The following is a 19,624-nucleotide window of genomic DNA, read 5'->3' on the forward strand; positions in this document are numbered from 1 at the left end:
GCCGGGCTTTTGTCGTTTCCTGCCGCTACCGGGCGTACCGCTCCACGAAGTTCCGGAGGATCTTCATCGGTTCCGTCGCGGTGAACTGCCTGGCGTCCTCCATCAGGAGTTCGGCGGATTCCGGCGGAAAGTAGCCGGCGTGGCGGTAGATGTCGATCCTGGTGACCAGCCCGTCCGCATCGAGTTCCGGGTGGAACTGGGTGGCATACAGGTTGGTCTTGATCCGGAACATGTGCACCGGGCAGGCTGCTGAACTGGCCAGGAGAACCGCGTGGGAGGGGAGGACAGTGCAGCCTTCCTTGTGGCCGGTGAAGGCCGTGAAGCTCTCAGGGAGTCCGCGCAGGAGCGGATCCTGGAGTCCTTCTACCGTCAGCTTGATGGTGGTCCCGCCCAGCCCTTCGCCGTAAGTCCGGTCGATCACCGCCCCTTGGTGCAGGCCCAGCGTGCCGACCCCGTAGCAGGCTCCCAGGAAGGGAAAATCTGCCGGCACAATGCGGTCCAGCAGCAGGGACAGCTCACGCTCCACCCGGTGCTGGGCTTCGCTTTTGTGCTCCGCCGGGTCGCTGGACGTGAAGGGGCTGCCGCCCACGATCACGCCGGAGTAGCCGGACAGGTCCAGCTCGGGCAGCGGCCCGGCTTCCATCCGGACGCGCCGCAGCTGCGCGGGTTCAAGCCCTCCGTAGCGCAGGTAGGACTCGTATTCCTCCTCGGCGGCCTTGTCCTCGGCGCGCGAGGCAAGCAGTAGAAATGGCTTCACACGCTAAGTCTGCATGGAGCCGCCCCCGGGCGCCATGGGCGCGCCGGGGGCGGCTGGGAATGCTGTGCAGTGGCGGTGGGGGACCGGCCCGGGGTCAGTCCTCGATGGTTACGATTACGGCCCCGGCGGAAACCGTCTCGCCCGCAACGGCCGCCAGTCCGGTGATGGTGCCCGCCCGGTGTGCCGTGAGCGGCTGCTCCATTTTCATCGCTTCAAGCACGACGACGAGATCACCCTCGACGACCACGTCGCCTTCGGCAACGGCTACCTTCACGATGGTGCCCTGCATGGGGGACGTCAGCGCGTTGCCGCCGGCGGCTGCAGCGGGGCCGCCGGAGCGGGACCGCTTCTTGGCCTTGGCCGGTTTGGCGGAGCCGCCACCGGTGCTGACGGAGCCTAGCGATGCAGGCAGGACCACCTCGAGGCGCTTGCCGCCCACTTCGACGACGACGCGCTGGCGTTCGCCGGCGTCCTCGCTGTCATTGCCGGTACCGCTGGGCGTCCATGCCGGAATGTCGTTGACGAATGCCGTTTCGATCCAGCGGGTGTGGACCTTGAAGGGTCCCTCAGCCGGGGCAAAGTCGGGATTGGTGACGACGGCGAGGTCGAACGGGATGACGGTGGGGATGCCCTCCACCACCATTTCCTCCAGGGCCCTGCGTGAACGCTGCAGGGCCTGGGCGCGGGTGGCACCGGTGACGATCAGCTTGGAGAGCATGGAGTCGAAGTTGCCGCTGATGACGTCGCCCTGCTCCACGCCCGAGTCGATCCTGATGCCCGGGCCGGTGGGGTTCTTCAGCGTGGTGATGGTGCCCGGGGCGGGCATGAAGTTGCGGCCCGGGTCTTCGCCGGTGATGCGGAATTCGATGGAGTGTCCGCGGACCTCGGGGTCGTCGTAGCCCAGCTTCTCACCGCGGGCCAGCCGGAACTGTTCGCGGACCAGGTCGATTCCGGTGACTTCCTCGGAGACGCAGTGCTCCACCTGGAGCCGCGTGTTGACCTCCAGGAAGGAGATGGTGCCGTCCTGGCCCACCAGGAACTCGCAGGTTCCGGCGCCGAGGTAGCGGGCTTCCTTGAGGATGGCCTTGGAGGACTCATACAGCCGGCGGTTCTGCTCTTCGGTGAGGAACGGTGCCGGGGCCTCTTCTACGAGCTTCTGGTTGCGGCGCTGCAGCGAGCAGTCGCGGGTGGAAACGACCACGACGTTGCCGTAGGCGTCTGCCAGGCATTGCGTTTCCACGTGGCGGGGGGCATCCAGGAACCGTTCGATAAAGCACTCGCCGCGGCCAAAGGCAGCGACGGCCTCGCGGACGGCTGATTCGAAGAGCTCGGGGATTTCCTCCCGTGTGCGGGCCACCTTGATGCCGCGACCGCCGCCGCCGAAGGCTGCCTTGATGGCGACCGGCAGGCCGAACTTGTCCACGAACTCAAGGATTTCTTCGGCGGATTCAACCGGATCCGCTGTGCCGGGGACCTGCGGCGCGCCGACTTTTTCGGCGATGTGGCGTGCCTGGACCTTGTCGCCCAGCGCGGAGATCGCCTCGGGGGACGGGCCGATCCAGGTGATGCCGGCCCCGATGACCATGGCGGCAAACTGGGCGTTTTCGGCCAGGAATCCGTAGCCGGGGTGGATGGCGTCCGCGCCGCACTGGTGCGCCACCTCGATCAGCTTTTCCATCACCAGGTAGGACTCGGCGGCAGTGTTGCCGCCCAGGGCGTAGGCTTCGTCAGCCAGCCGCACGTGCAGGGCGTCCCGGTCGGGATCGGCGTACACCGCCACGGAGGAGATGCCCTCGTCGCGGGCGGCGCGGATGATGCGCACGGCGATTTCACCGCGGTTGGCGATCAGGACTTTGCTCAGCCGCTTGGAGCCCGTCAGGGCCGCACTCGCGTGGCTGGGGCGGTGGACTGCTCTGGACTTGCGGACTGCTCCAAATTTGCTGACAAGGCGTCTCCTTCTTTCCTTCAGGGAGCCTAGCGCGATTTTGAGGGTTCCGCCGATATTACTTGCGGATTCCGCGCGTAATGCTCCAAACCTTTGTAGGGAAGCTACAAAGCGTCGCGAATTGGCTCACTCCGCGCGGACTTCAGCGGGGTCAACAGCCCCGCCGGTCCACAGCTCGGTGATGCCTACCTGCGCCTGGCCCAGCAGGCTGCGGAGAGTGGAAACGGAAAGCCCGACGACGGTGTGGGGGTCGCCGTCGACCTTGCGGATGAACGCCCCGCCGTAGCCGTCGATCGTGAAGGATCCGGCGCACTGCAGCGGCTCGCCGGTGGCGATGTAGGCGTCGATCTCTTCGCCGCTCATCTCCATGAAGTGGACCTCGGCGGAGGTCACGGCGCCCAGCGTGGCGCCGGAACCGGCGCGTTCGCCGTCGCTGTTCTCCGACGAGTCGGGATTGGTGTCCCGGCAGTCCACCAGCCAGTGGCCGGTGTGCAGCACCCCCATGGAGCCGCTCATGCGGAGCATCCGCTCCTTGGCCACCTCGGCCGTGTATGGCTTGCCGTGCGCCTCGCCGTCGAACTCGAACACCGAATCGCAGCCCAGCACCAGGGCGCCCTCCGCCCCGGGGAGGGAGGCGACGGCCTCGGCCTTTGCGCGCGCCAGCAGCAGCGCGGTGTCGTGCGGGTCGGTCACGCCGTAGCGGGCCTGGACGGCGTCCTCGTCCACATCGGAGACGAGGATCTCGTGCCGGATGCCGGCGTAGCCCAGCAGCTTGGTGCGGGCGGGGGACTGGGAGGCAAGAATGAGGCGGGTCACCGCTCCAGCCTAGTTCCCTTCTGCCCGGTTGGCAGTGCCCACATGGCCGGGGTTCCTGGCTGGCCCTGGCTGAGAAGGGCGCCGGTGTAGGGGCTATGTGCCCTTCCGCCCTTGATTGTGGTGGCGTAATTTCAAGCCCATGAAGACCCGGGAAGAAGGTGCCGACTGGAAGATCGCTCCTTCGACGCGCTTGGGTTGGTGGGCTCTCTGGCTCGCAGCCGCTGTCGTCTTTTATCCCCTGTACTGGAGCATCCTGCTCATCCTCCCCTCAGCTGCGGGACCGTACGTGGGAGTGGTCCTGGCAGTCCTTGCCATTGCGGCCGTCTCTGCTGGATGCATAGCTATTTTCCCGCGTAGGGACCGGAGTGGGCTGCTGCTCGCTGCCCTGATACTGCTGGTCGTCTCTGCGATCTTCTTCATCGGCGGCGAGTTTCTGTTCCCGCACTAACATGAACAGCGCCGAAAGCTGGACCATGCCGCCGACGTCCGGCGCGAGGTGCTGCACCAGCGCGGACTGCTGTTCTACCGGCTCCTCCAACAGTGCATGACCACCGGCCCCGTGCCCCTGAAGAATCTGGTCATTTCCGCATCTGCGGAGTGACTCCAGCTAAGCAGATACCCAATGCCGGAAAACACTACCGGCTGCTGGACGAGCTGGCTCTGCACTGAGCACTGTTAGAACGCGTCTTGAAATGGCGGTTGTCCTCAGCCGTGTGCCGGTATCTACGTCCGGGGTGGGGACCTCCCCGATGGCGTCCGCAGCGACTGGCCGCCTTCGGCGGGCCATCATTAATGTCCTAGCCATTAATGTCATAGCCCACAGGGACACTTGAACTATGGACGGTAATTGGGGGTCCGGACCGGCTCCGGCTGCATTGGGGAGCGATTGCGCTTGCAGCTGCGGTCGGGAGCCGTCAACGGAAGATACAGGCTCAGCTCTGTACGGAGGCATATCTGAGCAGGACGGTGCCCGCCTGATTGATGAGATCCGGATATTGGAAGACAGAAAGTCTGCCTTGGCTGCCCGTCAGGCCCGGCTGTCTGTCGCATTTGATCAGCTGCAGCGCCGCCGGCAGTCCGACGCCGGGATTCCCGCAGACCAGCTCGGGGCGGGCGTCGGAGCACAGATCGCCCTCGCCCGTCGCGAATCCCCGGCCAAGGGAAGCCGGTTGTTGGGCCTGGCCAGGGCCTTGGTGACTGAGATGCCGCACTCGCTCGCTGCCTTGGAGACGGGGCAGCTGAATGAGTGGCGGGCCACGTTGCTGGTGCGCGAAACGGCGTGCCTGTCCGCGGCGGACCGGTGTGGCGTCGATGAGGAACTCGCGCCCGACGCGGGAACGCTGGCAGGTGCAGGAGACCGGGAACTGGTGGCCGCCGCCCGTACCGCTGCCTATCGCCGCGACCCGCGCTCCGTCACTCAACGTGCCGCCCACGCCGCCACAGGGAGGCACGTCAGCCTCCGCCCCGCTCCGGACACCATGTGCTACCTGACCGCCCTGTTGCCCGTCTCGGCCGGTGTCGCCGTTCACGCTGCGCTTGTCCGGAACGCCGGCTCTCTCCGCTCCGGCGGGGATCCCCGGTCCCGGGGCCAGATCATGGCCGACGATCTGGTTGAACGCATCACCGGGACGCCGGGCGGGATCACCGGCATCGAAATCCAGCTCGTCATGACCGACCGCACCCTCTTCCAGGGCGACAGCGAACCGGCACGCCTCCCCGGCTATGGCGTTGTTCCTGGCGGCTGGGCCAGAAGCATCATTGACCGGGGCGGATCGGCGCCCGCAACTTCAGTGCCCGGCGCTTCCACGCCTGGTGGATCCTTACCCGGCGCGTTCCCATCCGGCGGAGCCCGGGACCAGGCTTTCAGTACGTGGATCCGCCGTCTGTACACCGCGCCCGCCACAGGCGAGCTTGTGGCCATGGACTCGCGCGCCAGGCTTTTCCCTCCGGGACTCCGCCGCTTCATCGAGGCACGCGACGACACCTGCCGCACCCCCTACTGCGACGCCCCGAGCCGCCATCTGGACCACATCGTCCCCTGGCACGGCGGCGGCGCTACAACACAGGCCAACGGTGCCGGGCTCTGCGAAGCCTGCAACCACACCAAGGAAATGCCGGGCTGGAAAGCACACCCGTCCGCCGGACCAAACGCCGCCGGTGCAACCAGTCATGCCATCCAACTGACCACTCCCACCGGCCACAGCTACCAATCCACCGCACCACCTCTGCCGGGGACTCAACGCGGTAGCCCGGCCACAGGCTCCGGCCACCCGAAAGAGCTCGGCCACCCGAAAGAGGTCCGCCACCGGAAAGAGCTCCGCCACCACGCCAAGATTCATAGGCGTACTCTCCGGTCACGGCAGGATGCTCCCTTCGCGGCGTAGGTCGGCGCGCGGGCCGCAGAACGCGGGCCGCCCGCCGATCGAGTGATCAGCGGGCGGCCCGTTAGGACTCGCAGAGTTCCGTCAGCGTGCGCCGACCTCTTCCGGTTCTGTCTCTGCGGCCGGCACAGGCTTGCGCAGCTTGGCGCCCTCAACATCCACGTCGGGCAGGAGGCGGTCCAGCCAGCGCGGCAGCCACCACGCCTTGCCGCCCAGCAGGTACATCACGGCCGGGACGATCGTCATTCGCACTACGAAGGCATCCACCAGCACACCGAAGGCCATGGCGAACCCGAGCGGCCGGACCATGTTCAGGTGGGAGAAGATGAAGCCGGCAAAGACGCTGACCATGATGATGGCGGCTGCCGTGACCACGGCGGACGCATGGCTGAATCCCGTCCGCACAGCGTGCTTGGCCGATTCCCCATGCATAAACGATTCGCGCATGCCCGAGGTGATGAACACCTGATAGTCCATGGCCAGGCCGAACAGCACCCCGATCAGGATGATGGGCAGGAAGCTCAGCACGGCGCCCGGGTTTTCGACGCCGAACACGGCCCCCAGCCAGCCCCACTGGTAGACGGCCACCACGGCACCGAAGGCCGCGGCCAGGGAGAGCAGGAAGCCGCCGGTGGCGAGCAGCGGCACCACGATGGAGCGGAACACCAGCAGCAGCAGGATCAGGGACAGCCCCACCACGATGGCGAGGTACGGCGGAAGCGCGGCACCGAGCTTGGTGGAGACGTCCACGTTGCCGGCGGTCTGGCCGGTGAGGCCAATGCCAACTCCCGTGGCCTCCGTGATTTCGGCGTTCCTGCCCCGCAGCTCCGAAACCACCTGGACGGTGCTGGCGCTGGCCGGACCCTCCTTCGGGATGACCTGGAACACCGCGGTCCGGCGGTCCTCGCTAAGTGCCAGCGGTACTGCGGCCGTGACGTTGTCCACCCCGCGGAGGATATCCGCGACGTCGAACTGCTTGGCCTGCGCTTCCTCTGCGGTGAGCCCGGCGGGGAAGTCGCCCACCACCACGATCGGGCCGGTCATTCCTTCTCCGAAACTCCGGCCGGTGACGTTGTACGCCTTGAAGGCCTGGGATTCAACGGGTTCCGATCCGCCGTCCGGAAGGGCCAGGCGGAGCTGGCCGGCGGGCAGGGCCAGGACACCCAACAGCACCACGCCTGCCAGCAGGGCCAGCACCGGGTGACGGGTGACCAGGCCGCCCCAGCCGTGGCTGCTGCGGTGCTCCTCCCTTGCCCTGTCCTGGCTTTCGTGGCCCGGGGCCGCGTTGTGCCGTTCGGCCTTGGCCCAGGCCCGCTTGGAGATCAGCTTCCGCCCTACCAGTGAGAGGACGGCCGGCGTGAGCGTCAGGGCGACGACGACGGCGACGGCCACCGTTGCGGCGGCGGAAAGTCCCATGACGGCCAGGAACGGCAGCCCCGGGACAACCAGGGCGGCCAGCGCGATGATGACGGTCAGGCCGGCGAACATCACCGCGTTGCCCGAAGTTCCGGTGGCCATGGCCACGGATTCCTCGGGGTCCATCCCGGTCAGCAGTTGGCTGCGGTGCCTGTTGACGATGAACAGTGAGTAGTCGATCCCCACTGCGAGGCCGAGCATGAGGGCCAGCATGGGGGAGATGGAGCTCATGTCCACGGCGCCGCTGAGGGCAAAAGTTCCGCCCACACCGACAGCCACGCCCACCACGGCCATGAGCAGCGGGAGCCCGGCGGCGATTAGGGTGCCGAGCATAATGATGAGCACCAGGGCCGCGATGGCAATGCCGAGGATCTCCGAGATGCCGAACAATTCGGAGACGTCCTCCGTGATTTCCTTGCTGGCCAGGGCAGTGACGCCGGCGGGGGACACTTCCTGGGCGATGTCCTGGACCTGCTGCCGGACCTCCGGCGTCAGCCCGTTAATGGAGGTCTTGAACTGCACCTGGGCAATGGCTGCCTTGCCGTCCTGCGAGACGAACCGCATGCCCCGCGATGCCTCCAGCTGGCGCTTGCCGAGCGCAAGCTTCGCCGCGCCTGCCTCCGCTTCCTTGGTGCCGGCGTCGAACTTTGCCTGGCCCTCCGCAAGGGCGGCCTTCTGCTGCCCCAGCTGCGCTTCGATCGTGGCGGCCGGCATGCCGGCGGCGGTCATCTGTTGCTCGGCGGCCTCGAGCTGGGCCTTGCCCGCGGCAAGTTCGGCCGCGGCCTTCTCCAGCTGGCCTTTGCCGGCGGCGGCCTGCTGCTCTCCGGCGGCGAGGTCCGAAGCGGCTTTGTCCAGCTGCGCCTGCGTGGCGAAGGGATCCACGGTGCCCTGAACGTCGGGAAGAGTCTTGAGTTTGGTCAGTGCGGCAGTAACGGCGCCCCTCCCGGCCTGGTTGAACTGGCCGTCCCGTGCTTCAAACACGATCCCTGCCGTCCCGCCCGATGCGTTGGGAAGCTCCTTCTTGAGCTTGTCCGCCATCTGCTGGGTCTCGGTGCCGGGAATCTGGAAGTTGTTGGACATGGTGCCGTGGAACGCGGCCGCTGCCCCGCCCACGCCAACGAGCACGGCCAGCCAGAGCGAAATGACCAGCCAGCGGCGGCGGTAGGAGAACTTGCCGAGGCGGTAGAGGAAGAGGGCCATGTCAGTGCCGATCTGTGGAGAGGTTGGCTGGGGGCGTAAATCCTGAGCCGAGGAGGCCCATGGCATCGATCAGGAGCTGGCGGAGCGTGGACAGCGATTCGGCCGAAAGGTCCGCACCGCACCGGGCGAACCAGACGTCCATGGCGGCCTTGCCGCAGGAGATCACCGAGCCGGCCAGGGCGCGGAGGTACAGTTCGTTGATTTCGGTGCCGGGGTACAGGGCGAAGCGCTCGCGGGCGGCCTCGATGATCTGCCCGGTGCAGTGGTCCCACGCTTCAAGTTCGGAGCGGTTGAGCTGCGGATTGGACAGCGCCAGACCGTACAGCTCGGCCATGGGGGCAACCGTCATGGGGTCCGCCAGCTGGACGAGGGCCGCCCTGGCCGACTCCAGGATGGGCTCGTCAGCAGGCCGCAGCCGGAACTGAGCCAGGGCGCTGTCCAGGAAACCGTGGGTCACCGAGGCCAGGGCCGCCTCCGTGCTGCTGAAGTAGTTGAAGAAGGTCCGGCGGGAGATCGCGGCGGCGTCGGCGATGTCCTCCACCGTGAAGTTCCCGGGCCCCCTGCCGCGCAGGAGCTCGAGGGCGGCATCGCTGATGGCCTGTCGGGTGGCGGCCTTGTTAAGTTCCCGGCGCGAGGGCGCCGGGCGTGCAGCGGTGTCGCTGCCGGCGGGGATGGTGGGCATGTTCGTACACTACGTGCATTTTTACACTCTGTGCAAGTTTTTGGATTCACAGCTTCCTAACAGCTGGATGACAGCTCATCCTTATGGGAATGCTGGACGCTTAGGGAAGGTAGGCGAACTCTAGCCACCTTCGGAAACAGCCGTGTTCCTGCGGCAGATCGAGGAGACGTGCCATGACAAGCAGAAAGAAGTTGGGCCTTGGCCTGGGCGCCGCGGCCCTGGTTGTTGGAGCCGGGATCGGTGTCAGCGGAATCGCGTCGGCCGCGACCACGCCGACTCCCACGCCGTCAGCGAGTGCATCGGCTGACGCCAACACCGACGGCCATGACCACGGGTACAAAGGCGGCCGGCACGGAGGCGGAGTACGGGCGTCGGAGCTCGCCGCAAAGCTCGGCGTTGACGAAGCCAAGGTCACCGAGGCGCTGAAGGCGTTCCGGGACGCGAATAAGCCCGCCACCCGGCCCGCGAAGGGCGAGAAGCCGGACCGCGCCGCTATGGAAGCTGCACTGGCCAAGTCCCTCGCGGCATCCCTGGGCATTGACGAGTCCAAAGTAACCGCTGCACTGGAGGAGCTGCGCACCGAAGCGCAGTCCGGACGTGCGGCCGCCCTGAAGACCAGGCTGGACAAGGCTGTCGCGGCCGGCACACTCACCCAGGCAGAGGCCGACGCCGTCACGAAGGCCGTCGAAAAGGGCGTAATCGGCGGCCGAGGGCGCTAGGTGTATTGACCTGAGAGGTTGGTGACCGGAAGCCGCCAGACGCAGAAGTCCCCGGGAAATTCCCGGGGACGTCTGCGTTAACTGCGGCTCGTAGCCACCGCGGTGAAGGCGGTTACGCCTTCGCGTCGGCCAGCTCACGTTCGTCCCGCTCAGCTGCCGAAGCGGCAGCCGAGGGGTCGACGGCGGCGGGGGCGGCGGCGTCGTCGTCCACGAACGGGTCGCCATTGCGCGGTGCGTTGTACAACGCTTCGTCCAGGATGCCCTGGCGCTTGGCCACGATCGTGGGGACGAGCGCCTGCCCGGCCACGTTGACGGCCGTGCGGCCCATGTCCAGGATCGGGTCGATCGCCAGCAGGAGGCCGACGCCGGCCAGGGGGAGGCCCAGCGTGGACAGCGTCAGGGTCAGCATCACGACGGCGCCGGTGGTGCCGGCCGTTGCGGCGGAGCCCAGCACGGAGACGAGGGCGATCAGCAGGTACTGGGTGAAGTCGAGCTGGATGCCGAAGAACTGGGCCACGAAGATCGCCGAGATGGCCGGGTAGATCGCGGCGCAGCCGTCCATCTTGGTGGTGGCGCCCAGCGGCACGGCGAAGGAGGCGTAGGCGCGGGGGACGCCCAGGCTCCGCTCGGTCACGCGCTGGGTCAGCGGCAGGGTGCCCACCGAGGAACGGGAGACGAAGGCCAGCTGCACGGCCGGCCAGACGCCGGAGAAGTACTGCTTGACGGACAGTCCGTGGGTGCGGACCAGGACCGGGTAGACCACGAACAGCACCAGGGCCAGGCCCACGTAGATGGCAAACGTGAACTTGCCCAGCGAACCGATGGTGTCCCAGCCGTAAACGGCCACGGCGTTGCCGATGAGGCCCACGGTGCCGATCGGGGCAATCCGGATGATCCACCACAGGACCTTCTGGATCACGGCAAGGGCCGAGGCGTTGAGGTTGAGGAACGGCTCGGCGGCCTTGCCCACCTTCAGGGCGGCCACGCCGACGGCGATCGCGATCACGAGGATCTGCAGGACGTTGAAGCTGACGGCGGTGGTGGCCACGCCGTCGGTTACGGTGGTGCTGGCGCCCAGGCCCAGGAAGTTCTTCGGGAACAGGCCGATAAGGAAGGCCCACCAGTCACCGGACTTGCCGCTGTACTTAGCTTCCTGGGTGATGCCGGTGCCGGCGCCGGGCTGCAGCAGCACGCCCAGCCCAATGCCGATCAGCACGGCGATCAGCGACGTGATGGCGAACCAAAGCAGCGTGTTCCACGCCAGCTTCGCGGCGTTGGACACCTGCCGGAGGTTCGAGATGGAGCTGACGACGGCGGTGAAGATGAGCGGGACCACGGCGGTCTGCAGCAGCGAGACGTAGCTCGAGCCGATGGTCTGCAGGGTGGCGCCGAGGGCATTGGGGCTTGCCTTGGTGCTTCCCGTGTACTTGGCAAGGAGGCCAAGGCCCAGGCCCACGATGAGGGCGGCGATGATCTGGAAGCCGAACGATCCGACCCATTTGGGCAGCCGGAAGCCGGTGTTTCCGGCGGGGAAGGGGGTGCTGGTTTGAATGGTCACCCGAACACGCTAGGCGCGGGATGCATACCACCACGAACGCACGTTGAGAAATGTTACGGGAATAAAATCGATCCGCCCTTCGAATTCCCCAGAGAATGGCGTAATGGGGCCCTTTTGTGAAGTTATTCCCGGCGCAGGTGTGGCAAACGTCTCGCGCCTGAGTGGCCCAGACGCCGGTGCAGTCAGCCTCAGGGCCTACGTCAGCAGCGCCCGCCTGAGGGTGTCCAGGCCCACGGAGCCGATGTTCAGGGCCTTGGTGTGGAAGGCCTTGAGGTCGAAGCCGGGGCGGGCCTCGAGTTCGGCACGGATCTGCTCCCAGAGGCGCTGCCCCACCTTGTAGGAGGGCGCCTGGCCGGGCCAGCCGAGATAGCGGGCAAATTCGAAGTTGAGCTGTCCCACGCTGATGGCGAGGTTCTCTTTAAGGAAGGCATAGCCCTTGTCCGGAGTCCACCTTCCGCCGCCCCAGCGTTCCGGGACGTCGAGCTCCAGGTGGACGCCGATGTCGAACACCACCCGGGCGGCACGCATTCGCTGCATGTCGAGCATGCCCATATGGTCGCCCGGGTCCTTGAGGTAGCCCAGTTCCTGCATTAGCTTTTCGGCGTAGAGTGCCCAGCCTTCGCCGTGGCCGGATGTCCAGCAGACGTTGCGCCGCCACTTGTTGAGCAGCTCCCGGCGGTAGATCGCCGTGGCGATCTGCAAATGGTGCCCGGGGACGCCTTCGTGGAACACTGTGGTGGTCTCGGCCCAGGTGGTGAAGGTGTCCTCGCCCGCGGGGACAGACCACCACATCCGGCCCGGCCGGCTGAAGTCGTCGGTGGGTCCGGTGTAGTAGATGCCGCCCTCGTCGGTGGGTGCAATCAGGCATTCCAACGTCTTCATGATGTCCGGAATCTCGAAGTGCACGCCGGCAAGATCCGTGATCGCCCTGTCCGAGAGGTCCTGCATCCAGGCCTTAAGGGCGTCGGTGCCCTTGAGTTGGCGGTCCGGATCGTTGTTGAGGATCTCCTTGGCTTCCTCGACCGACGCGCCGGGGCGGATCTCCGCGGCCACGCGTTCCTGTTCGGCAATGAGCCGGTCCAGTTCCTGGACGCCCCAGGCGTAGGTCTCATCGAGGTCCACGGCGGCTCCGAGGAACGCGCGGGAGGCCAGCGCGTAACGGTCCCGGCCCACGGCATCCTTGTCCGGGGCTGCGGGGAGCAGTTCGGTGGACAGGAAATCAGCCAGCCTGGCGTAGGCGGCGCGGGCCGCGGCAGCGCCGCCGTCGAGCTTTGCCTGCAGTCCAGCCGAAAGCTGGCCTTCCTTGGTCTTCGAGCCCGCGGCCATTTTCGCGAAGAAGCCGTCCTCGGCTGCATACTTGGTGGCCTGCTCGATGACGATTGACACCTGCCGCGCGGCGGAGACCTTGCCCTGTTCCCTGGCGGAGCGCAGCGATTCAATGTAGCCGTCGATCGCTCCGGGAACGCTGTGGGCGCGACCGGCGATGTGCTCCCAGTGCTCCTCCGTATCGGTGGGCATCAGGTCGAAAATGGAGCGGATATTCTGCGCCGGCGATTCGATGTTGTTCAGTTCGGCGGCATCCCAGCCGGACGCGTGGATTTCCAACTGCAGTCCCAGCCGTTCGCGCATGGCGTCCAGCGTGACGGCGTCCACGTCGTCTTCCGGCTCCAGCCCGTCCAGGGCCGCCAGGGTTTCGCGCGCTGCGGTGGCGAACTCCGCTATTCCGGCCGGGGAAAAGTCCTGGAATTCGGTCTCGTGGCCCGGCACGCCCAGCACTGTGGCGAAGCTCGGGTTGAGCCTGATGAGCGTATCCGTGTAGGCGTCGGCGACGGCGTCGATGGCTGTGTGGGGGCGCGCTGAGGCGGCGGGTTCGGTAGTCACCCCACGAGACTAACGGGGCAGTCCCAGTTATGAAAGACTCACTGAACTTTTCGGTGTGTCAGCGGACGGCCGCTGCGGCGGCAATCCGCACCGCCTTACCCCCGGCTGCGTTTCCAGGCTCCCGGCCCCGGAGTTGGTGCCAGCCGCAGTTGCTGTCGCCGGACCCACTGCCGGATGCTGGGCTTCGCCTCGCCTTGGGCGGCGGCGGTGCCGAGGGAGAGTACGACGGCGGTCAGTGCCGCCAGTTCCTCGTCGTTCGGTTCGCCTTTGACTACTGAGAACAGCGGCTCCGCAGCTTCTGGTTCGCTCCCCGCCGTTTCGCTCCCCGCCGCCGCGCCGCGGCCCGGCTCCACGTCCGGCATCACAGCGGGATGTTTCCGTGCTTCTTGGCGGGAAGGCTGGCGCGTTTGTCCCGCAGCGCACGCAAGCCCTTGATGAGCTGCATCCGGGTTTCGGAGGGCGCGATAACCGCGTCCACGTAGCCCAGCTGGGCGGCCTGGTACGGGTTGAGGAGCTCCTCCTCGTACTGCCTGATGACTTCGGCACGCTTGGCCTCGACGTCGCCGCCCGCCTCCGCAACCGCGGCGAGTTCCCGGCGGTACAAGATGTTGACGGCGCCCTGGGCACCCATGACGCCAATCTGCGCCGTGGGCCAGGCCAGGTTCAGGTCGGCGCCGAGCTTCTTGGAGCCCATCACGATATACGCGCCGCCGTAGGCCTTGCGGGTGATCACGGTGAGCTTGGGGACCGTGGCTTCGGCGTAGGCGTAGAGGAGTTTTGCGCCACGGCGGATGATGCCCTGGAATTCCTGGTCCTTGCCCGGCAGGAAGCCAGGCACGTCCACCAGCGTGATGATGGGGATGTTGAAGGCGTCGCAGTGCCGCACGAAGCGGGCGGCCTTTTCCGAAGCCGAGATGTCCAGCGTGCCCGCGAACTGCATGGGCTGGTTGGCGACGATGCCCACGGTGTGTCCTTCGATGCGGCCGTAGCCGATCATCACGTTGGGCGCGTAGAGGGCCTGCATCTCCAGGAAGTGGCCGTCGTCGACGATCTGCCCCACGACCTTGCGCATGTCGTAGGGCTGGTTGGCGGAGTCCGGGATGAGCACGTCCAGGGCGAGGTCGTCGTCGTCGACGTCCAGTTCCTGCTGGTGTTCCAGCACGGGAGCTTCGGCCAGGTTGTTGGAGGGCAGGAAGTCCAGGAGTTCGCGGACGAATTCGATGGCATCTGCTTCGTCCGAGGCGAGGTAAGTGGACGTGCCCGTGGTGGCGTTGTGCTGGCGTGCGCCGCCCAGGGTCTCCATGTCCACGTCCTCACCGGTGACGGTCTTGATGACGTCGGGGCCCGTGATGAACATGTGCGAGGTCTTGTCCACCATCACCACGTAGTCCGTCAGGGCGGGGGAGTAGGCCGCTCCGCCGGCGGAAGGGCCCATGATGAGCGAGATCTGCGGGACTACGCCGGAGGCGTGGACGTTGTTGCGGAAGATGTCGGCGAACATGGCCAGCGAAGCCACGCCTTCCTGGATCCTCGCGCCGCCGCCGTCGAGGATGCCCACCACCGGGCAGCCGTTGCGGAGGGCGAACTCCTGCACCTTGACAATCTTTTCGCCGTTGACCTGGCTCAGCGAGCCGCCGTAGACCGAGAAGTCCTGGCTGTAGACGGCGACGGGACGGCCGTCCACGGTGCCGTAGCCGGACACCAGGCCGTCGCCGAGGGGCTTCTTCTTTTCCATGCCGAAGGCCGTGGAGCGGTGCACGGCAAGGGCGTCCAACTCAACGAACGACCCTTCATCGAGCAGGAGGTCGATGCGCTCGCGTGCGGTGTTCTTGCCGCGGGCGTGCTGCTTCTCGATGGCCTCGGGGCCGGATGGTTGCTCGGCGCGCGCCTGGCGGTCGCGGAAGTCTGCAATCTTTCCCGCGGTCGTTGTCAGATCGTGGCTCATCAAGTGTCTCCGGCTCTGTAGCTGATAGTCGCTGGCCCTGTAGTTCGACGGCGCTTAAGTAGCTTCCGCACAAAAACCGGGCCCTGTTGGCTAGTCTAGTGACGCTATTGGCCCTGACCGCTGTAGAAACCCTACAATTTTCCGCGCCATAGACGAGCCGGACAGTATGTTACTCGTCGGTAACATAAGTCAGTTAGAGTGTCCTTATGACTTCAAGCAATGATGCTTCGGGCACCGCCGCAGGGCCGTACCAGGCCGCCGGTTCCCTCCATGGCCGCACGATTCTGATGTCCGGCGGCAGCCGCGGCATCGGGCTGGCCATTGCCACCCGGGCCGCGCGGGACGGCGCCAACATAGTGCTGATGGCGAAGACGGGCGAGCCGCACGCCAAACTCGAAGGCACTGTCTACAGCGCCGCCGAACAGCTTCAGGCCGCCGGTGGCCAGGCGCTCCCGATCGTCGGAGACGTGCGCAATGATGACGACGTGGCCGGTGCGGTTGCCGCCGCCGTCGAACGCTTCGGCGGGATCGACATCGTGATCAACAATGCCTCCGCCATCGATCTGTCCAAGACGGACGCCATCGACATGAAGCGCTATGACCTCATGCAGGACATCAACGTCCGCGGCACCTTCCTGCTGTCCAAGCTCGCACTGCCGGCCCTTCGCCGGTCACCGTCCGCAAATATCCTCACCCTCTCGCCGCCCCTGAACCTGGATCCAAAATGGGCCGGCATGCACCTGGCGTACACCATGGCGAAATACGGCATGAGCCTCACCACGCTTGGCCTCGCCGACGAACTGAAAGATGACGGCATCAACGTCAACTCGCTCTGGCCGTGCACGCTGATCGACACCGCCGCCATCCGCAACATGCCCGGCGGCGAGACCATGGTCAAGGCCGCGCGCGGGCCGGAGATCATGGCGGATGCGGCGCATGCCGTGCTGACGGGCAGCAACGCGACAGGCGAAGCCGGCCCCCTAACCGGCAATTTCTACACTGACGAACAAGTACTCGCAGCGGCCGGTGTGACTGACTTCTCCGCATACAGCCTCGGCGCTCCGGAGAGCCGCCTGGTGCCTGACATTTTCCTTTGAGAACGTCCGCATCCACGGCCGGAGCTGCGCCAACTCGGTAGGATTCAACTATGGACGCCCCACAGCACGCCGACGGTCAGGAACCGATCAACCCGCCCTCCCCGGACAGTCCCACAGGCGCCTCCCCGGCAGTGCAGCCACAGGCGGTCGCCCGCGTGGGGCTGGACCGGAGCGAGCTGGGCAGCGGCGATTTCCTGGCGGCCAACGGCATCGCGCAGCTCACCGTGGTGGACTCCACAGGTTCCACCAACGCTGACCTCCTCCAGGGCGTAACTGTGGATCCCCGGGCGTGGCCGGACCTGTCGGTGCTGACCGCCGAACACCAGACCGCGGCACGCGGCCGGCTGGACCGGCACTGGGAGGCGCCGGCACTGAGCTCCGTGTCGGTCTCGATCGTGCTCCGGCCGGTGAACGCGGACGGGCGGCCGCTGCCCACGCACAGCTATTCGTGGTTCTCGCTGCTCGCGGCCCTTGCGCTGCGCGAAGCCCTTCTGGAGACGGCGGGCATCCCGGCCGAGATCAAGTGGCCCAACGACGTCATGGTGCGCGGCAAGAAGATTGCCGGGATCCTTGCGCAGCTGGGCCCTATGGGGGACGGTTCCGTCCCTCCGGTGGTGCTCGGCACGGGCCTGAATGTCACGCTGACTGCGGCGGAACTGCCGGTTCCAACGGCAACGTCCGTCTTCCTGGAGAACGCCCGCACGGTGGACCGCACCACGCTGCTCAAGAGTTACCTCTCACGCTTCGCTGCGCTCTACCGCAATTTCTGCAATGCCGATGGCGATCCCGCCGCCGGGATGGCCGGCGGGCCGTCACTGCACAAGCGCGTTGAATCGGTGATGTCCACTCTCGGCAAGCAGGTGCGCGCGCAGTTGCCGGGCGACCACGAAATCATCGGCCACGCATCCCGCCTGGACGAGTACGGCTCCCTCCTGGTGGTCGATGCGGCCAAGCACGAGCACGTCGTGACTGCCGGCGACGTGGTCCATCTCCGGCCGTGGACGCCGCCGGGCTCGGAGGGCAAGGAACCCGGCACCGCGGAAAGCGGATATGCGTAGAGATCTCCTGCCGGGTGAACAGGTCATCACTGTAACGCGGCCGCAGCCCCGGAAGCTGTTCATTCCGGCGCTGCTGTTCATCGTCGTTCCTGCGTTGGGCGCCTTTGCGAGTGCCTGGATCATCAAAGGCGAACCGGCGAGGCTGGTGCCGCTGATCACCGGGGAATGGACGCCTTGGCTTGTCGCAGTGTGCGTCGCCGCAGTTGCGTGGATACTGTTGGGGTATTGTCTGCCGCGTCTGCTCAAATGGCACGCGACGCAGTACGTGCTGACCAGCCGGCGGATAGTTGCCCGTTACGGCATGTTGCGGAGGCGGGATATGCAGATTTCGCTCGCCGCGGTGCGTCACGTGGAGGTGAGCCAGTCGCTGTGGCAACGCATATTGCGTTCCGGGAATATATCGTTGGACACCGGGCATGGCGTCGACGCCGTGATCCCGGATGTTCCGGAGGTGGCACGGTTTCGCAACTTTGTCCTCGACGCGATCGATGAACTGCCGGACAGTGCGACGTTTGATGGTGCGGGTTTTGACGGTGGGATTTTTGAGGCCGACCGGGCTCAGGGCTTGGCCGGGGACGTGACGCGATACGGGTGGGATACGAGAGAAGGTGGAAGAGATGAGCGCTGAGAATGCCGGCCCGATGAATGAGCCGGAGCCCTCTGAGCTGCCGTCGCCGCCGAAGGCCGTGGTGGAAACCGCCACGCTCGAGGCTGCGATCATCGAAACAGCCACCCTGGACGCGGTGTCGCTGGAGCCGGAACCTGCCCTGGTGGATACTGCGTCCGTTGAGGCCGCCTCGCTGGGCTCCACCTCACTGGACTCCGCGTCCGTTGCGGCACCCGTGCTCGAAACGTCCGTACCTCACGACCCGGTGTTCCACCAGCCGATACCCCATGACCCCGTGGCTCGTGATTATGCGGCGGAAAGCGCCGCCGGGGACTCGGCGCGCGCCGAACCCACTCCCACCGGGGTGCTTTCCGCCGAACGGCTGGCAGCCAAAGCGCTCGAGGCCAGGCTGCTGGGCGGGGAACGCAAGCTGCGCCGCCGTGAAGTGGCCGCCGGTGCCGGCCTGTCCCTGCTGTCTGCACGCAAACTTTGGCGCGCCTTGGGCTTTCCCAACCTCGGCGACGACGATATGGCATTCACCGAACGCGACCAGGCGGCGCTGTCCACCGTGGTGGACCTGGTCCGGGCCGGAAAGCTCACCGAAGAAGCAGCAATTTCCGTCACCCGTGCCATCGGGCAAATGACCGACCGCATGGTGGTGTGGCAGATCGAGGCCCTGGTGGAGGACATGGTCCACCAGCAGGGCATTCCGGACGCCGTGGCCCGGAAGCGGCTGGTCAACCAACTGCCGTCCCTCGTTGATGCTCTGGAGGAAATGCTGGTCTATTCCTGGCGCCGCCAGCTCAACGCCGGTGTCCAGCGCCTGGCCGTGCGGGCCGAGGCCGGCCTCCAGGCAAGCGAGGAGGGCCGCGAGGGTGACGAGGATGACGCCCCGTTGCCCCTTGCGCGGGCCGTCGGCTTCGCGGACCTGGTTTCCTATACCAGCCTTTCCCGGCGCATGAACGAAAAGACCCTTGCCCAACTGGTGCAGCGCTTCGAGAACAAGTGCGCCGAGATCATCTCCGTGGGAGGCGGCCGGCTCGTGAAAACGGTGGGCGACGAAGTCCTCTATATCGCTGAGACGCCGGCAGCCGGTGCGGAAATTTCCCTGGCGCTGTCGCATGCCTTTGCCGAGGACGAGATCCTGCCAGAGGCCAGGGTCGCGATGGTCTGGGGCCGCATCCTCTCGCGCCTGGGCGACATCTACGGCCCCACGGTGAACCTGGCTGCCCGCCTGACGGCACTGGCAGACCCGGGCACGGTGCTGGTCGATTCCATGACCGCAGCTGCCCTGGAACAGGACGAACGGTTTGTGCTGGTTCCGCAAAAGGCCGAGGAAGTCCGCGGTTTCGGTGAGATCCACCCCGTGCTCCTGCAGCGCGGCAGCGGCCGCGGCCTGGTCCTGGACTGATCTGGACTGTTCCCCGCGGCATTGCCGAGTTCTGCGGCCGTTCACGGGGTTTCTAAAATTGATGGCCTTATGGCATAGTCGGAACTGACCCGCCACTTTTCTGCCGGGTTTTGGCATGCGCGGAGTGCTCTTTTGTGGGGGAAAACTGGTA

The 19,624-nt window shown here is 66.4% G+C and carries 16 protein-coding genes; 7 read left to right on the forward strand and 9 right to left on the reverse strand.

Features of this window, described 5'->3' with window-relative positions; genetic code table 11:
- Positions 1–25: 25 nt before the first annotated feature.
- The 3 genes from FCN77_RS07325 to FCN77_RS07335 all read right to left on the reverse strand — a co-directional run bounded on the left by FCN77_RS07325 (position 26) and on the right by FCN77_RS07335 (position 3,518).
- Entirely contained in the window at positions 26–757 is a 732-nt protein-coding gene (locus FCN77_RS07325) for a glutamine amidotransferase (protein ID WP_137321733.1), read from the reverse strand.
- A gap of 94 nt (positions 758–851) precedes the next feature.
- On the reverse strand, positions 852–2,636 hold the full coding sequence (locus FCN77_RS07330; protein ID WP_137321734.1) for a biotin carboxylase N-terminal domain-containing protein: 1,785 nt from the start codon (positions 2,634–2,636) through the stop codon (positions 852–854).
- 192 nt (positions 2,637–2,828) lie between these two features.
- A complete protein-coding gene (locus FCN77_RS07335; RefSeq protein WP_137321735.1) occupies positions 2,829–3,518 on the reverse strand; it encodes a nucleoside triphosphate pyrophosphatase in 690 nt (229 codons plus the stop codon).
- A 139-nt stretch (positions 3,519–3,657) separates the two neighbouring features.
- Here FCN77_RS07335 and FCN77_RS07340 point away from each other — a divergent pair, with 139 nt between their 5' ends.
- Positions 3,658–3,966, forward strand: a complete 309-nt coding sequence (locus FCN77_RS07340) for a hypothetical protein (protein ID WP_137321736.1) — start codon at positions 3,658–3,660, stop codon at positions 3,964–3,966.
- 388 nt (positions 3,967–4,354) lie between these two features.
- Positions 4,355–5,902, forward strand: a complete 1,548-nt coding sequence (locus tag FCN77_RS07345) for an HNH endonuclease signature motif containing protein (RefSeq protein ID WP_137321737.1) — start codon at positions 4,355–4,357, stop codon at positions 5,900–5,902.
- Between the two features lie 81 nt (positions 5,903–5,983).
- Here the strand turns inward: FCN77_RS07345 and FCN77_RS07350 are convergent, their stop codons facing one another.
- Together FCN77_RS07350 and FCN77_RS07355 are read right to left on the reverse strand one after the other, a co-directional pair.
- Positions 5,984–8,515, reverse strand: coding sequence for an MMPL family transporter (locus tag FCN77_RS07350; RefSeq protein ID WP_137321738.1), 2,532 nt, complete (start codon positions 8,513–8,515; stop codon positions 5,984–5,986).
- Position 8,516: 1 nt separating this feature from the next.
- A complete protein-coding gene (locus FCN77_RS07355) occupies positions 8,517–9,197 on the reverse strand; it encodes a TetR/AcrR family transcriptional regulator (protein ID WP_137321739.1) in 681 nt (226 codons plus the stop codon).
- A gap of 173 nt (positions 9,198–9,370) precedes the next feature.
- Here FCN77_RS07355 and FCN77_RS07360 point away from each other — a divergent pair, with 173 nt between their 5' ends.
- The gene (locus FCN77_RS07360) at positions 9,371–9,916 is read left to right on the forward strand and encodes a hypothetical protein (protein ID WP_137321740.1); all 546 of its coding nucleotides are present in this window, start codon (positions 9,371–9,373) and stop codon (positions 9,914–9,916) included.
- Between the two features lie 112 nt (positions 9,917–10,028).
- On the opposite strand, the gene FCN77_RS07365 is transcribed toward FCN77_RS07360, so the two are convergent.
- From FCN77_RS07365 to FCN77_RS07380, 4 genes are all read right to left on the reverse strand, one after another.
- The gene (locus FCN77_RS07365) at positions 10,029–11,474 is read right to left on the reverse strand and encodes a dicarboxylate/amino acid:cation symporter (RefSeq protein WP_137321741.1); all 1,446 of its coding nucleotides are present in this window, start codon (positions 11,472–11,474) and stop codon (positions 10,029–10,031) included.
- A gap of 195 nt (positions 11,475–11,669) precedes the next feature.
- Complete coding sequence (locus tag FCN77_RS07370; protein ID WP_137321742.1) at positions 11,670–13,355, reverse strand: DUF885 domain-containing protein; 1,686 nt, start codon at positions 13,353–13,355, stop codon at positions 11,670–11,672.
- A gap of 95 nt (positions 13,356–13,450) precedes the next feature.
- Positions 13,451–13,717 (reverse strand): acyl-CoA carboxylase subunit epsilon, encoded by a 267-nt coding sequence (locus FCN77_RS07375; RefSeq protein WP_137321743.1) that lies wholly within the window; start codon positions 13,715–13,717, stop codon positions 13,451–13,453.
- The gene (locus FCN77_RS07380) at positions 13,717–15,300 is read right to left on the reverse strand and encodes an acyl-CoA carboxylase subunit beta (protein ID WP_137321744.1); all 1,584 of its coding nucleotides are present in this window, start codon (positions 15,298–15,300) and stop codon (positions 13,717–13,719) included. The genes FCN77_RS07375 and FCN77_RS07380 overlap by 1 nt, the downstream gene beginning before the upstream one ends.
- Before the next feature lie 206 nt (positions 15,301–15,506).
- Between FCN77_RS07380 and FCN77_RS07385 the strand changes: the two genes are divergently transcribed.
- The 4 genes from FCN77_RS07385 to FCN77_RS07400 are packed head-to-tail and all read left to right on the forward strand — an operon-like array spanning position 15,507 to position 19,473.
- Positions 15,507–16,397 carry an NAD(P)-dependent oxidoreductase gene (locus tag FCN77_RS07385; RefSeq protein WP_137321745.1) on the forward strand — a complete coding sequence of 297 codons (891 nt, stop codon included), beginning with the start codon at positions 15,507–15,509 and terminating at the stop codon, positions 16,395–16,397.
- 50 nt (positions 16,398–16,447) lie between these two features.
- The gene (locus FCN77_RS07390; RefSeq protein ID WP_254678894.1) at positions 16,448–17,455 is read left to right on the forward strand and encodes a biotin--[acetyl-CoA-carboxylase] ligase; all 1,008 of its coding nucleotides are present in this window, start codon (positions 16,448–16,450) and stop codon (positions 17,453–17,455) included.
- Positions 17,448–18,083, forward strand: a complete 636-nt coding sequence (locus FCN77_RS07395; RefSeq protein ID WP_137321746.1) for a PH domain-containing protein — start codon at positions 17,448–17,450, stop codon at positions 18,081–18,083. Before FCN77_RS07390 ends, FCN77_RS07395 begins: the two co-directional genes overlap by 8 nt.
- Positions 18,073–19,473: an adenylate/guanylate cyclase domain-containing protein gene (locus FCN77_RS07400; protein ID WP_254678895.1), complete on the forward strand. Its 1,401-nt coding sequence runs from the start codon at positions 18,073–18,075 to the stop codon at positions 19,471–19,473. The genes FCN77_RS07395 and FCN77_RS07400 overlap by 11 nt, the downstream gene beginning before the upstream one ends.
- The last annotated feature ends 151 nt before the right edge of the window (positions 19,474–19,624 follow it).

It is taken from the genome of Arthrobacter sp. 24S4-2, assembly GCF_005280255.1.
Lineage (GTDB): Bacteria > Actinomycetota > Actinomycetes > Actinomycetales > Micrococcaceae > Arthrobacter.